This is a genomic window from Polaribacter sp. SA4-12 (assembly GCF_002163675.1).
Taxonomy (GTDB): domain Bacteria; phylum Bacteroidota; class Bacteroidia; order Flavobacteriales; family Flavobacteriaceae; genus Polaribacter.
Window position 1 is genome coordinate 513843 of sequence record NZ_CP019334.1, and the last position, 13224, is coordinate 527066.

The window sequence follows — 13224 nt, forward strand, 5'->3', positions numbered from 1 at the left end:
CAACTTAAACAAAATAACATAAATTTAAAAACATACAAAATGAAAAGAATACTACTAATATTAGTGTTGTTTAGTACAACTATTGCCTTATCTCAAGAGAAAACATTTGAGACAGAGGTTAGCAAAATATCTAAAAGAATAGAACATATTACAAAAACTCAGAAAGATTCTTTAAAGGTAAAAGTTGTTGCTATTGATAAAAGATTCGAAAAAGGTGAAATTACAAAAACGACTGCAAATACTTTAAAAAAAGAAGTTGCTTCGTATCACGCAAGAAGAATTGAAAAATTAGTTGGTGAACAAGAACTTTTGTTGCAATTATTGGTTCAGGATAAAACGAATGGAAAAATTGCAAGTTCTGATGATACTATTGTAACTGAAGATGATAACAACACGTTTACTATTGGTAATAAAACGTTTCGTCTTAATATTAATAATAACAATCGAGACGACGAGAATGATTCTAAAAATGATTCTGATTCTAATAGAAGAAAAAAGAATAAAAGAAGTAGAAGAACAACAAGTCAGTTTGTATTTGCAATGGGAGTAAATAATGTACTAGATCATGGACAAATAGAGTCTTTAAATGATTCTGAATACAAACTTTGGCAATCTCATTTTTATGAAGTTGGTTGGACTTGGAAATCTCGTATGAACAAAAACCCTGGAATCTTTTATTTTAAATACGGTGTTTCTTTTCTGTGGAATAACTTACGATTAGACAACAATCAATATCACATAAAAAATGGTGATATTACAGAAATTCAGACTTTTGGAGATCAATTAACAGAAAGTAGGTTGCGTCATGTACAAATGAATTTTCCAATCCATTTTGAGTGGGATTTATCAAGAAATAATAAATATTCAGACAATAGAACATCTGACAGAACAAATAAATCATTTCGTTTAGGAGTTGGAGGTTTTGCTGGTTTTAAATTAGGAACAAGACAATATCTTGAATACAAGGATATAAATGGAGTTGATCAAAAAGTGGTTCAAAAAGACAACTATAATATGAATACTATAAATTATGGTTTAAGTGCTTATTTAGGATATAGATCTACAAGTTTATATGTAAAATATGATTTGAATCCACTGTTCAAAAACACGAATACTAGAAACATTTCTATGGGAATTCGTTTAGATTTGAATTAGAATGTTAAATAATATATTATTGGAGTTAATTTTTTATGTTAATTATTAAACATCTGATAATAAAAACAAATAGAATTTTCTATAAAATCATTTTTAATTAGTAAAAAATAGCACATCAGTAAAAATAACAAATCTTTATTTTTTTGTTAAATTACAAACAAAAACAGTGTAAATTTACTTGCTTAAAACATCTAAATTTAAGCGAAAATGAAAGTAGGTATTCCTAAAGAAATTAAGAATAACGAGAGTAGAGTTGGAATGACACCTGCAGGTGTATTTGAATTGACTAAAAAAAATCATACTGTTTTTGTTCAATCTACAGCAGGAGAAGGAAGTGGTTTTTTTGATACCGATTACGAAAAAGTAGGAGCAACTATTCTACCTAGAATAGAAGATGTTTACAGCCAGAGTGATATGATTGTAAAAGTAAAAGAACCAATTGCATCAGAATATCCATTGATTAAAGAAAATCAAATTGTTTTTACATATTTTCATTTTGCATCAAGTGAACCGCTTACAAAAGCAATGATAGAAAGTAAATCTATTTGTATTGCTTACGAAACGGTTGAAGATAAAGATGGAGAATTACCTTTATTAACTCCGATGTCTGAAGTTGCAGGAAGAATGTCTATTCAACAAGGAGCAAAATATCTAGAAAAACCAATTAAAGGACGTGGTATTTTATTAGGAGGAGTTCCAGGAGTTGCTCCAGGAAAAGTCTTAGTTTTAGGAGCAGGAGTTGTTGGTGTACAAGCAGCTAAAATGGCAGCAGGTTTAGGAGCACATGTAACCATATTAGATATTAACATGAAACGTTTACGTTATGTAAATGATGTTTTACCAAACCACGTTACAACAGCTTTTTCTAATGAATATAGTATTAGACAACTTATAAAAACACACGATTTAATTATTGGTGGAGTTTTAGTAAAAGGAGGAAAGGCGCCAAAGTTAATTACAAGAGATATGTTAAAAGAAATGCGACCAGGAACCGTTATTGTTGATGTTGCAGTAGATCAAGGTGGTTGTTTTGAAACCACAAAAGCAACTACACATGAAGATCCTACCTATATTATAGATGATGTGGTTCACTATTGTGTAGCAAATATGCCAGGTGCAGTGCCTTATACATCTACAATTGCTTTAACAAATGTAACATTGCCTTACATTGTAAATTTAGCGAACAAAGGTTGGGAAGAAGCTTGTTCTTCTGATGAATCTCTTGCTAAAGGATTAAATATTGTAAAAGGAAAAATTGTTTATAAAGAAATTAGCGAAATATTTCATTTAGAAGCGTTTCAATCTTAATTTTTTTGTTCCCATTCTTTTCTTAAATCTTTTGATAAAACTCCAGTGTTGTCATGTTTCCAACCTGGAGGTTTTATCAAGTATTTAAACTTATTTAATATCGATGTTTTAGAAGATATGAAATCGGTAAGCAAATAATACCATTCAGTAAATGCAACTTTTACAGGATTGTGAGTTTCTAAATTTGTAACCAAACCATATCTCGGTTTCTCAACTTCAGGCTCAAAAGTTCCAAAGAGTCTATCCCAAATAATAAAAATACCTGCATGATTTCTATCTAAATATTGAGGATTTGTAGCATGATGAACTCTATGATGACTTGGTGTATTAAAAATAGCTTCAAACCAATTAGGCATTTTTTTAATCAATTCAGTATGAATCCAATATTGATATAACAAACTAATAGACATTTGAGTTAAAACCATAATAGGGTGGAAGCCAATTAGAATTAATGGAATCCAAAAAATAAAGGTGTAGAAACCACCAGTCCAAGTTTGTCTTAAGGCAGTACTTAAATTGTATTTTTTAGAAGAATGATGTACAACATGACTTGCCCAAAATAATCTACTTTCATGCGCAATTCTATGATTCCAATAATAAACAAAGTCTTCTGCAAATAATAAAATGGCCCAAGAATACCAAGCAAAAGAGATTGTAAAAACTCGATACTCATAAACAAATATAAAAACAGCTAAAACAATTCCTTTTGTAATAATGCCAATGGCAACATTACCTAAACCCATTGTAATAGAGGTACCAGCATCTTTAAACTCATAATCTTCTAATTTTACTTTTACAGTAAGAATTACTTCTATAATAACTGTAATTAAAAAAAAAGGAATGGCATAATAGATTAAATTCGGAATTTCAGGTATTTGCATATCAGTATTTTAAAGAGTTAAAGTACATATAAAATTCTTTAATTTTTAATCTAAAGAAAAGTCTATTAAATATAAAAAAGTTCGTACATTTGCAGCCATTAAAAATAAACAATAAAATTTAATTTATGAATCATTACGAAACTGTTTTCATTTTGAATCCCGTTTTATCTGATACTCAGATAAAGGAGACAGTACAAAAATTCGAAGATTATTTGGTTTCCAAAGGAGCTGAAATGATCTCAAAAGAAGATTGGGGCTTAAAGAAATTAGCTTATCCAATTCAAAAGAAAAAAAGTGGTTTTTATCACTTATTAGAGTTTAAAGTTGCCGGAGAAGAAATCTCTGCATACGAGTTAGAATTTAGGAGAGATGATAGCGTTATGCGTTACCTTACTGTTAAATTAGACAAACATGCAGCTGCTTGGGCAAAAATTAGAACTGAACGTGTTAAATCTACAAAAAAATAATAAATGGCATCAATAGAACAACAATCAAAAGGTGGTAAATCTGCTGACGTTAGATATTTAACGCCGTTAGATATAGACACTAAAAAAGAAGCAAAATACTGTAGATTTAAAAAGAAAGATATCAAGTATATCGACTTTAAAGATGCAGACTTCTTAATGTATTTAGTAAACGAACAAGGTAAAATTTTACCAAGACGTTTAACAGGAACATCATTAAAATATCAACGTAAAGTTGCGCAAGCAATTAAAAGGTCTCGTCACTTGGCGTTAATGCCATACGTTGGAGATTTGTTAAAATAATATATACGTAGGAAATGGAATTAATATTAAGACAAGACGTAGAAAATTTAGGATTTAAAGATGATGTTGTATCTGTGAAAAACGGTTACGGTAGAAACTATTTAATACCTACAAAAAAAGCAGTTTTAGCTACATCATCTGCAAAGAAAGTTTTAGCAGAGAATGTAAAACAACGTGCTTATAAAGAAGCTAAATTAATTGAAGACGCTAATGTTATAGCTGAAGCAATTAAAGGATATGAAATTAAGATTGCATCTAAAGTTGGTTCAGGAGACAAATTATTTGGTTCTGTAAACAACATCGATTTAGCTGCAGCACTTGCAAAAGCAGGAACAGACTTAGATAAGAAATTTATCAAGGTTGTTGGTGGTTCTGTAAAAAGATTAGGTAAATACGATGCATCTGTAAGATTACACAGAGCAGTAGTTGCTGATATTACTTTTGAAGTTGTTTCTGATAAGTAATTATCTTTAAATAATTTATAAAAAGCTCGTTAGAAATAACGAGCTTTTTTATTTTTACATTAGAATTAATAAAACATGAAGTACAGACAACTTACCAAAGAACAATTTGAAAGTTTACATGAAGATTTTGCACGTTTTTTAGCTACACAAAGTATTGACGCTAAAGAATGGAAGCAAATTAAAGAAGAAACACCTAAAGTTGCAGAAGATGAAATGAATGTTTTTTCTGATGTTGTTTGGGATGATGTTTTAACAAAAACCAATTATGTTGAGCATTTTTCTAAGACTTCTGTAAATCTGTTTAAGTGCGATAAAGAAGAAATTCATAGAATTGCAATTAAAATAACTTGGGATATTAATTTACTAGAACAAAAAGGTTTTGAGTGGTTAATGCAAAACCCTATGGACAACTCTGTTGAAATTTTTAAAGGTACAAAACCTTATAATTCAGAAAGAAATCCTGAAATTTTTGATTTGATAGAAAAAGGAAGCTCAATTTCTAAAGGAGAAATCTTTGAGTATTTTAATCAATTGGTTTCTTAGTCATCCTATGTTTGTAAAAATAAGGATCTGTTTTTAAAAAGCTTAAATTAGATTTAATATTTAACAAGAAAAGTAAGGGTAAAGGAAAAGATTATAGTCCGTCATTTGTCATTAAAGACCGTTCGCAATGCTAATCACTTTACCCCTTACTACATAAACTTGAACAGATCATTAGACCATCAAGTCTGTATTTAGGATTGATAAGTAAATGTAGTAATTTTTCTATAAAAACATTTGATATGAGTAAAATTATAGGAATTGATATTAGTAAGCAAACCTTTGATGTTTCTTATTTAGAAAAAGATAAATGGATGCACAAAATTTTTAAGAATCAAAATACAGGTTTTGAGCAATTTATTAAATTGATTAGTGCATCAGACTGGATTGTAATGGAGGCTAGTGGTCCTTATTATGTTCAGTTAGCAACTTTTTTACATGCATCTAGTTTTAATGTATGTGTATTAAATCCTTTGATAATTAGAAGATATAGTCAAACAAGATTATATAGAGCAAAAACAGATAAAAAAGACGCAAAGACAATTGCCGAATATGGTGCTCAATATGAGTTAAAAAGATGGTGTCCAGAGAGTAAACCTAGTATAGAAATTAAACAACTTTACACAGCTTTAGAATTACTAAAAAAACAAAAACATCAAACAAAAAGACAATTAGAATCCTTTGAAGCAACAGGTTTGTTGAGTTCGGATCTTAGAAAAGAATTAAAACAAGTACTAATATTATTAATAAGACGTATTGATAAGTTTGAAAAAAAGATAGAGCAAATAGGAAGATTAGCTTATAAAGACACGGTTGAAAGAATAAAAACGATACCAGGAATCGGGCTAAAAACGGCTATTATGATGAGTGTTATTACAGATAATTTCACAAAATTTGATAACTATAAACAACTGACAGCTTTTGTAGGATTTAGCCCAAGGCTATATCAATCAGGAACAAGTGTAAAAGGTAAAGGACATATTTGTAAAATGGGCAAACCTCAAATTAGAAAACTTTTGTATTTATGTAGTTGGTCTGCAAAAAGAGTAAATAAAAATTGTATCGAAATGTATGAACGACTTAAAGAAAAAGGAAAACCCGAGAGAGTAATTAAAATTGCAATAGCTAATAAATTAATAAAGCAAATTTTTTCTATTGCGACTAACAAACAAATTTACAATGAAAATCATCAAAACTTATATTTTCTGAAATAAAAGAAATTTTAACAATAAATAATAGTTTTTTAACACAGATCATTTCGAATGCAACGCAGTGAAGTTGAGAAATCTTTATTTTGGATATTTTAAGATACAGTCGAAAAGATAATTTAACTCAATAATTCCAATAATTTATCAGTACCAGAACTTGCAACCTCTTTTATAATCGTTAGATTATTAAAATTGCTTTCAGAAACATAAGGTATAGGATCTATAAAATAAATTGGTGTATTGGTTTTTACAAAATCAATTAAACTTGCTGCAGGATACACTTGCATAGAAGTACCAATAATGACCAATATATCTGCTTTTTGCGTAATTTCAATTGCTTTATCTAACATTGGCACCATTTCTCCAAACCAAACAATATGTGGTCTTAATTGACTCTTTTTTGCGCATAAATCACCTAAGAATAAATCTTTCTTCCAATTTAATACATTCTGCTCGTTTGCAGAACTTCTAACTTTTAAAAGTTCCCCATGCAAATGCGTAACATTTTTACTTCCAGAACGCTCATGTAAATCATCAACATTCTGTGTAACAATTTCTACATTAAAATGTTTTTCTAATTCCACTAAATTATAATGTGCTTTATTTGGCAAAACTTCTAACAATTGTTTTCTACGCTGATTGTAGAAATCTAACACCAATTCAGGATTTGCAGCAAAACCTTCTGGAGAAGCAACGGACATCACATCATGTCCTTCCCATAAACCATCAGCATCTCTAAACGTTTGTATTCCGCTTTCAGCGGAAATTCCTGCACCAGTTAAAACAACTATTTTTTTCATTAGATAATAGGATTGAGTATTTTTACATAAATCTTCAATGAAGATAAAAATAATAATTTTAAGTTTGCAATTATGATTGATGAAAAACTATTAAATTACTTTGAAGGCTTTTTAACCGACAATAGAAAAAGTCTTTTTAAAAAAGTTTTAGAAAATAGAACTAGACATTTTGCAGTGGTTTTAGAAGATATTTTTCAACCTCATAATGCAAGTGCAGTTGTAAGAACTGCAGACATTTTTGGAGTTCAAGATGTGTATGCTATTGAAAATAAATATACTAATAAGGTTTCTAGACATGTTGCAAAAGGTTCTCAAAAATGGATAACCTCTAAGCGCTATAAATCTGATGGAGATAATACCAAAATTTGTTTAGATAATTTACGTGAAAAAGGATATCAAATTATTGCAACAACACCTCATAACGATTCTTGTTTATTGCAAGATTTTGATGTTACTAAAAAATCAGCATTTGTATTTGGAGTAGAAGCAGAAGGCGTTTCAGACTTTGTTAAAGAACAGGCAGACGGTTTTTTAAAAATACCAATGGTAGGTTTTACAGAGAGTTTAAATATTTCTGTAGCAGCAGCAATTGTTTTACAAGATGTAACCACTAAATTGAGAAACTCTGATGTTGATTGGCAATTATCACAAGAAGAAAAAGAAGACTTATATTATGATTGGGTTAAAAAGACCATTAAAAATGTAGATAAAATAGAAGAGCATTATCATCAAAATTTAGAGAAATAACTTTTAAAGTTGATGAGTATTAGTGAGATTCAAAACTACTCTAAAAAAATATTTTTATGATTTTAAATAAGTAGTAGACAAATAGGTGCCAACTTTTTTTTGATAAGCTTATTATGTATTCCTGCCTGCGCAGGAATGACAAACTTTCTAAAAAGATAAATCTACTCTACAATTACTTTCTCAATAGTAGCCGAAGAATCGCAACGTTTTACTAATAAACTTACATTTTCTAACTCTTTAGAACCTGTAATATAATATTCTGCACAAGGTTTTTGTCTCGGATTACTTTTACCGAAATCAACATCACCTGTATATAAAATTGTAGATATATTTAAAGTATCAATATCAAATTTATGCATCGCATTTTTAGCATCCTCAGAAAACAAACGTTTTTTTAATCTGATTGTTTTTAATGTTCTTGCATCCATTCCGTAATCGAATGTAGCTTTTTTCTTTTGCCAGAAAAAATATACAGCAATACAACCTAATGATAAACCTACTAAATAATATCCTATTCTTTTAATCAGCATTGTAAAATTTTGAAGTGCAAATGTACTTTTTTGAATTTAAAAATAGCTTTATAATATCAATAAATTAATATCTCTAAAAGGTAAATCAAACCATTCTGCAACAGTTCTATTTGTTAGAATTCCGTGGTAAAAATACATTCCGTTTCGTAAACTTTTATCAAAACGAGCAGCATTTTCGAATCCGCCTTCTTCAGCAATATTTAATAAATACGGAGTAAGAATATTACTTATAGATAATGAAGCAGTTCTTGCGTAACGCGCAGGAATATTAGGAACACAGTAATGTACAACACCATGTTTTATAAAAGTTGGTGTTTTATGTGTGGTTACATTTGAAGTTTCAAAACAACCACCTCTATCGATACTTACATCAATAATTACTGCGCCTTCTTTCATCGTTTCTACCATTTCTTCAGTAGCACAAATAGGAGATCTATTTTTACCTCTAATTGCTCCAATAGCAACATCTGCACGCATTAATGCTTTTGCAACAGATTTTGGTTGTAAAGTAGATGTATAAATTGGCGAATTTAAAGAATGTTGTAATTTTCTTAATTTACTAATAGAATTATCAAAAACCTTAACTCTTGCACCTAATCCTAAAGCAGTTCTTGCAGCATATTCACCAACAGTTCCAGCTCCAAAAATAACAACACTAGAAGGAGGAACACCACCAATGTTTCCTAATAACAAACCATTTCCTTTATTAATTCCGCTCATTAATTCTGCAGCAATTAATACAGAAGCTGTTCCTGCAATTTCACTTAACGATTTTACAATCGGATAGGTATCGTGATCATCTTTTATATAATCGAAAGAAACAGCAGTAATTCGCTTTTTCGCTAAACTTTCAAAGTATTTTTTACATTGTGTTTTTAACTGTAAAGAAGAAATTAAAATTGCTTGTGGATTCATGTATCCAATTTCTGTTTCTGTTGGTGGAGCAACTTTTAAAATAATATTACATTTAAAAGCTTCTTCAATATCGTAAGAAATTTTTGCACCAGCTTCAGAATATTCTCTATCCGAGTAATTTGCATTGTCTCCAGCACCAGTTTCTATAACAATTCTATGTCCATGAGTACACAAAGCAGAAACAGCATCTGGCGTTAAACAAACACGTTTTTCACTTAAATAAGTTTCTTTGGGCAAACCAATAAACAATTCTCCTTTTTGTCTTTTAATCTCTAACATTTCTTCTTGCGGAAGTAATTCTTCTTTACTGAAAGGAGAAAATGAACTCATAGTTTGTTTATTTTAGTTGAATATTGCGTTGTTCATCATCTAAAATAGATAAATGGATTTGAACAGCTTCTAAAGGTAATAAATTTTCTATGTTTTCTGGCCATTCTACCAAACACCAAGCGTTATTATCGAAATATTCTTCAATTCCCATGTCTAAAGCTTCTTCTTCTTCTTCAATTCTGTAAAAATCAAAATGGAAAACTCTTTCTTCTTTTGACGTTTGATATTCATTTACCAAAGAAAAAGTAGGAGAGGAGATGTTATCTAAAACACCAAGTTGCTTACAAATTTCTTTAATAAGTGTTGTTTTACCAACGCCCATTTGTCCGTAAAATAGTAATGTTTTATTTTCTACAGATGAAATAAGTTCTGAAGCAATAGAAGATAAATCTTCTAAAGAATAGTTTTTGTTCATTTAACAAAAATAGTGAAATTTTGATCACATAGAAACAGTAGATAGCATAGTTTATAAATAGAAAAAAATAATCTGACAGATTTTTAAAGTCTGTCAGATTATTTTAATTTATGAAATTCAGCTGGCAAACAATTTTAGCCCTGATTGAACGGTTTGTTTGAGCTCTTTTTGTTTTTTGACAAAAAAGCGAGTAGTGAAAGCAGGAAATAGCTTCTTATTATTTTACTTCGGACTATAAACAGCACAAGGAATAATCACTTCTTCCAAAGAAATTCCACCATGTTGATACGTGTTTTTATAGTATTTTACAAAGTGATTAAAGTTATTTGGATACGCAAAAAATAAATCTTCTTTTGCAAAAATAAATGAACTATTCATCGCTATTGTTGGTAAAAAAATGTCTTTCGGGTTTCTTACCGCATAAACGTCTTTGTCTTCATAAGAGAGACTTCTACCTGTTTTATAACGAAGGTTTGCACTAATATTTTTATCACCAATTACTTTTGTTGGGTGTTTACAATTAATAGTACCATGATCTGTTGTAATAATTAATTTCTGACCTAATTGTTGTGCTTTTTGTATAATTTCGAACAAAGGAGAATTTCTAAACCAACTTAATGTTAAACTTCTGTAAGCCTTGTCATCACCAGCCAATTCTTTAATAACTTCCATTTCTGTTTTAGAATGAGAAAGCATATCCACAAAATTATAAACAACAGCTGTTAAATCGTTTTGTTTTGTTCCGTTATAATTATCTGCTAAATCTTTACCATTTTTTAGATTCGTAATTTTATAATATTCATGTTTTATATCTAAACCTAAGCGTTTTATTTGTGCTGATAAAAAGTCGTTTTCAAACAAATTCATTCCACCTTCATCTGTGTCATTTTTCCAAAAATTTGGATGACGTTTTTCCATTTCAGACGGCATTAATCCAGAGAAAATAGCATTTCTTGCATATTGAGTTGCCGTAGGTAAAATAGAGAAGTAAGAATATTCTTCGTCTTTTTTGTAATGATTATTAATTAAAGGTTCTAAAATTCTGTATTGATCGTAACGTAAATTATCAATTACAACCCATAAAACTCCTTGGTCTTTACTTAATTCCGGAACTACATAATCTTTAAATAATGTATGTGAAAAAGTAGGTTTGTCGTTAGAAGTTAAAAAATCTTCATAGTTCTTTTTGATAAACTTAAAAAACTGATTATTCGCTTCTTGTTTCTGACTTTCTAAAATACCTAACATTCCTGGATCACTAATGTTTTCTAATTCAAGTTCCCAGTGAACTAACTTTTTATACAGTTCAATCCATTCTTCATAAGAATTTACCATCGCTAAATCCATAGAGATTTTTCTAAATTCTTGCTGATAACTAGATGTTGTTTTTTCAGTAACTAAACGAGAATGATCTAAGTTCTTTTTTAAACTCAATAAAATCTGACTCGGGTTTACAGGTTTAATTAAATAATCGGCAATTTTAGAGCCAATTGCTTCTTCCATTATATATTCTTCCTCACTTTTAGTAATCATAACCACAGGCAAATTTGCTTGTTTCTGTTTAATTTCTGCAAGTGTATCTAAACCCGTTAAACCAGGCATATTTTCATCTAAAAAAACAATATCAAAATTTTCTTCATCTACTAAATCAATTGCATCTGCACCATTTGTACAAGTTGTTACTTTGTAGTTTTTGCGTTCTAAAAAAAGAATGTGAGGTTTTAGTAATTCTATCTCATCATCAACCCATAAAATCTGTATACGGCTCATATTTCGTTTGTAATTTTAACATTTAACGATAAAAGTAACTAATTGTTATACTTTTTGAGTTTTAAAAATGATAAAATATTGCCAAAAAAAATAATGTTTGTACTTTGCGATAGATTGATAAATTTTTTCTTTTGAATACTAAAAAGCCTAATAAATTAAAGATTCTAAATGATCCCATTTATGGTTTCATACAAATACCAAGTACTTTAATTTTTGATATTATTGAACATCCTTATTTTCAGCGTTTAAGAAGGATTACACAAATGGGATTTTCTAATTTAGTGTATCCTGGTGCAAATCACACGCGTTTTCATCACGCAATTGGTTGTATGCATTTAATGCAAAAAGCCGTTAGAGTTTTACATTTTAAACAAATTGCAATTTCTAAAGAAGAAGAAAATGCATTGTACATTGCTATTTTATTACATGATATTGGCCATGGAGCATTTTCTCATGCTTTAGAACACAGTATTGTTAGTGGAATTTCTCATGAAGAAATTTCTCTGAAGTTTATGAAAAAGTTAAATGATGAGTTTGATGGGAAACTTGATTTAGCTATTGAAATTTTTGAAGGAAAATATCCACGTAAATTTTTATGTCAATTAATTTCTAGTCAGTTAGATATTGATCGATTAGATTATTTAAAAAGAGACAGTTTTTATACAGGTGTAACAGAAGGAAATATTTCATCAGACAGATTAATTGCAATGATGAATGTGAAAGATGATGAGCTAGTTATTGAAGAAAAAGGGATTTATTCTGTAGAAAAATTCTTGATTGCTAGACGTTTAATGTATTGGCAAGTCTATTTACATAAAACAGGTTTAGTTGCTGAAAACATGTTGGTTAATGTTTTAAAAAGAGCTAAGGAGTTGGCTGAAAAAGGAGTGGAGCTATATGCTAATTCCTCTTTAAAATATTTCTTGTACAATCAAATATCTGAAGATAATTTTGATGATAAAACATTAGAGATGTTTTCTAAATTAGATGATTATGATGTTCTTTCTGCAATTAAAGAATGGTCTAATCACGAAGATAAAGTGCTTTCTTTATTATCAAAAATGATAATTGATAGAAAATTACTTAGAATTGAAATTCAACAAAAAGAATTTGATGAAGTAGTTATAAATAAAAAAATAAAAATAGTTTCTCAAGAATTAGCACTTTCTGAGAGTGAAGCAAAATTCTTTGTTTTTACAAAAAGGATTATAAATCAGGCTTATCAGCAAGAAAAACCTATTTATATCCTTGATAAAAAAGGAAATCTAAAGGATATTGCAAAAGCATCTGACCAATTAAATTTACAGGCACTTACAAATCCAGTCATAAAACATTTTATTTGTTACCCAAAGTAGCAATGAGATTAGCCAAATCACTATAAATTTTATATTTTT

15 protein-coding genes are annotated in these 13224 nt (G+C 29.1%); 9 read left to right on the top strand and 6 right to left on the bottom strand.

The features are described from left to right. The first annotated feature begins 39 nt into the window (after positions 1 to 39). Positions 40 to 1155 (top strand): hypothetical protein, encoded by a 1116-nt coding sequence (locus BTO07_RS02350; RefSeq protein ID WP_087519702.1) that lies wholly within the window; start codon positions 40 to 42, stop codon positions 1153 to 1155. 207 nt (positions 1156 to 1362) lie between these two features. Continuing rightward, positions 1363 to 2463 carry an alanine dehydrogenase gene (ald, locus tag BTO07_RS02355; RefSeq protein ID WP_087519703.1) on the top strand — a complete coding sequence of 367 codons (1101 nt, stop codon included), beginning with the start codon at positions 1363 to 1365 and terminating at the stop codon, positions 2461 to 2463. Here the strand turns inward: ald and BTO07_RS02360 are convergent. Beyond that, positions 2460 to 3344, bottom strand: coding sequence for a sterol desaturase family protein (locus BTO07_RS02360; RefSeq protein WP_087519704.1), 885 nt, complete (start codon positions 3342 to 3344; stop codon positions 2460 to 2462). The genes ald and BTO07_RS02360 overlap by 4 nt on opposite strands. A gap of 125 nt (positions 3345 to 3469) precedes the next feature. On the opposite strand from BTO07_RS02360, the gene rpsF reads away from it, so the two are divergent. The 5 genes from rpsF to BTO07_RS02385 all read left to right on the top strand — a co-directional run bounded on the left by rpsF (position 3470) and on the right by BTO07_RS02385 (position 6329). Continuing rightward, on the top strand, positions 3470 to 3811 hold the full coding sequence (gene rpsF, locus BTO07_RS02365; RefSeq protein ID WP_036820272.1) for a 30S ribosomal protein S6: 342 nt from the start codon (positions 3470 to 3472) through the stop codon (positions 3809 to 3811). Between the two features lie 3 nt (positions 3812 to 3814). Continuing rightward, on the top strand, positions 3815 to 4111 hold the full coding sequence (rpsR, locus tag BTO07_RS02370; RefSeq protein ID WP_087519705.1) for a 30S ribosomal protein S18: 297 nt from the start codon (positions 3815 to 3817) through the stop codon (positions 4109 to 4111). Between the two features lie 14 nt (positions 4112 to 4125). Then, positions 4126 to 4575: a 50S ribosomal protein L9 gene (gene rplI / locus BTO07_RS02375; protein ID WP_087519706.1), complete on the top strand. Its 450-nt coding sequence runs from the start codon at positions 4126 to 4128 to the stop codon at positions 4573 to 4575. Positions 4576 to 4650: 75 nt separating this feature from the next. Then, positions 4651 to 5118 carry a DUF6495 family protein gene (locus tag BTO07_RS02380; protein WP_087519707.1) on the top strand — a complete coding sequence of 156 codons (468 nt, stop codon included), beginning with the start codon at positions 4651 to 4653 and terminating at the stop codon, positions 5116 to 5118. Positions 5119 to 5357: 239 nt separating this feature from the next. Further along, positions 5358 to 6329: an IS110 family transposase gene (locus BTO07_RS02385; RefSeq protein WP_087519708.1), complete on the top strand. Its 972-nt coding sequence runs from the start codon at positions 5358 to 5360 to the stop codon at positions 6327 to 6329. A gap of 113 nt (positions 6330 to 6442) precedes the next feature. On the opposite strand, the gene BTO07_RS02390 is transcribed toward BTO07_RS02385, so the two are convergent. After that, on the bottom strand, positions 6443 to 7123 hold the full coding sequence (locus BTO07_RS02390; RefSeq protein ID WP_087519709.1) for an SIR2 family NAD-dependent protein deacylase: 681 nt from the start codon (positions 7121 to 7123) through the stop codon (positions 6443 to 6445). 72 nt (positions 7124 to 7195) lie between these two features. Here BTO07_RS02390 and BTO07_RS02395 point away from each other — a divergent pair, with 72 nt between their 5' ends. Then, on the top strand, positions 7196 to 7870 hold the full coding sequence (locus tag BTO07_RS02395; RefSeq protein ID WP_087519710.1) for a TrmH family RNA methyltransferase: 675 nt from the start codon (positions 7196 to 7198) through the stop codon (positions 7868 to 7870). 161 nt (positions 7871 to 8031) lie between these two features. Here the strand turns inward: BTO07_RS02395 and BTO07_RS02400 are convergent, their stop codons facing one another. From BTO07_RS02400 to BTO07_RS02415, 4 genes are all read right to left on the bottom strand, one after another. Beyond that, entirely contained in the window at positions 8032 to 8400 is a 369-nt protein-coding gene (locus tag BTO07_RS02400) for a DUF4258 domain-containing protein (protein WP_087519711.1), read from the bottom strand. A 48-nt stretch (positions 8401 to 8448) separates the two neighbouring features. Continuing rightward, positions 8449 to 9645 carry an alanine dehydrogenase gene (locus tag BTO07_RS02405; RefSeq protein WP_087519712.1) on the bottom strand — a complete coding sequence of 399 codons (1197 nt, stop codon included), beginning with the start codon at positions 9643 to 9645 and terminating at the stop codon, positions 8449 to 8451. 7 nt (positions 9646 to 9652) lie between these two features. After that, positions 9653 to 10060, bottom strand: a complete 408-nt coding sequence (tsaE, locus tag BTO07_RS02410) for a tRNA (adenosine(37)-N6)-threonylcarbamoyltransferase complex ATPase subunit type 1 TsaE (RefSeq protein ID WP_087519713.1) — start codon at positions 10058 to 10060, stop codon at positions 9653 to 9655. Between the two features lie 222 nt (positions 10061 to 10282). After that, on the bottom strand, positions 10283 to 11830 hold the full coding sequence (locus BTO07_RS02415) for a T9SS response regulator signal transducer PorX (RefSeq protein ID WP_087519714.1): 1548 nt from the start codon (positions 11828 to 11830) through the stop codon (positions 10283 to 10285). A gap of 131 nt (positions 11831 to 11961) precedes the next feature. Between BTO07_RS02415 and BTO07_RS02420 the strand changes: the two genes are divergently transcribed. Beyond that, on the top strand, positions 11962 to 13185 hold the full coding sequence (locus BTO07_RS02420) for an HD domain-containing protein (protein WP_087519715.1): 1224 nt from the start codon (positions 11962 to 11964) through the stop codon (positions 13183 to 13185). Positions 13186 to 13224 lie beyond the last annotated feature (39 nt).

What these genes read in the sequence shown, in the direction of transcription:
- BTO07_RS02360 (WP_087519704.1), bottom strand. Translation starts at nt 3,344, where the DNA reads ATGCAAATACCTGAAATTCCGAATTTAATCTATTATGCCATTCCTTTT.
- BTO07_RS02405 (WP_087519712.1), bottom strand. Translation starts at nt 9,645, where the DNA reads ATGAGTTCATTTTCTCCTTTCAGTAAAGAAGAATTACTTCCGCAAGAA.
- tsaE (WP_087519713.1), bottom strand. Translation starts at nt 10,060, where the DNA reads ATGAACAAAAACTATTCTTTAGAAGATTTATCTTCTATTGCTTCAGAA.
- ald (WP_087519703.1), top strand. Translation starts at nt 1,363, where the DNA reads ATGAAAGTAGGTATTCCTAAAGAAATTAAGAATAACGAGAGTAGAGTT.
- BTO07_RS02390 (WP_087519709.1), bottom strand. Translation starts at nt 7,123, where the DNA reads ATGAAAAAAATAGTTGTTTTAACTGGTGCAGGAATTTCCGCTGAAAGC.
- BTO07_RS02415 (WP_087519714.1), bottom strand. Translation starts at nt 11,830, where the DNA reads ATGAGCCGTATACAGATTTTATGGGTTGATGATGAGATAGAATTACTA.
- rpsF (WP_036820272.1), top strand. Translation starts at nt 3,470, where the DNA reads ATGAATCATTACGAAACTGTTTTCATTTTGAATCCCGTTTTATCTGAT.
- BTO07_RS02385 (WP_087519708.1), top strand. Translation starts at nt 5,358, where the DNA reads ATGAGTAAAATTATAGGAATTGATATTAGTAAGCAAACCTTTGATGTT.
- BTO07_RS02395 (WP_087519710.1), top strand. Translation starts at nt 7,196, where the DNA reads ATGATTGATGAAAAACTATTAAATTACTTTGAAGGCTTTTTAACCGAC.
- BTO07_RS02380 (WP_087519707.1), top strand. Translation starts at nt 4,651, where the DNA reads ATGAAGTACAGACAACTTACCAAAGAACAATTTGAAAGTTTACATGAA.
- BTO07_RS02350 (WP_087519702.1), top strand. Translation starts at nt 40, where the DNA reads ATGAAAAGAATACTACTAATATTAGTGTTGTTTAGTACAACTATTGCC.
- BTO07_RS02400 (WP_087519711.1), bottom strand. Translation starts at nt 8,400, where the DNA reads ATGCTGATTAAAAGAATAGGATATTATTTAGTAGGTTTATCATTAGGT.
- rpsR (WP_087519705.1), top strand. Translation starts at nt 3,815, where the DNA reads ATGGCATCAATAGAACAACAATCAAAAGGTGGTAAATCTGCTGACGTT.
- rplI (WP_087519706.1), top strand. Translation starts at nt 4,126, where the DNA reads ATGGAATTAATATTAAGACAAGACGTAGAAAATTTAGGATTTAAAGAT.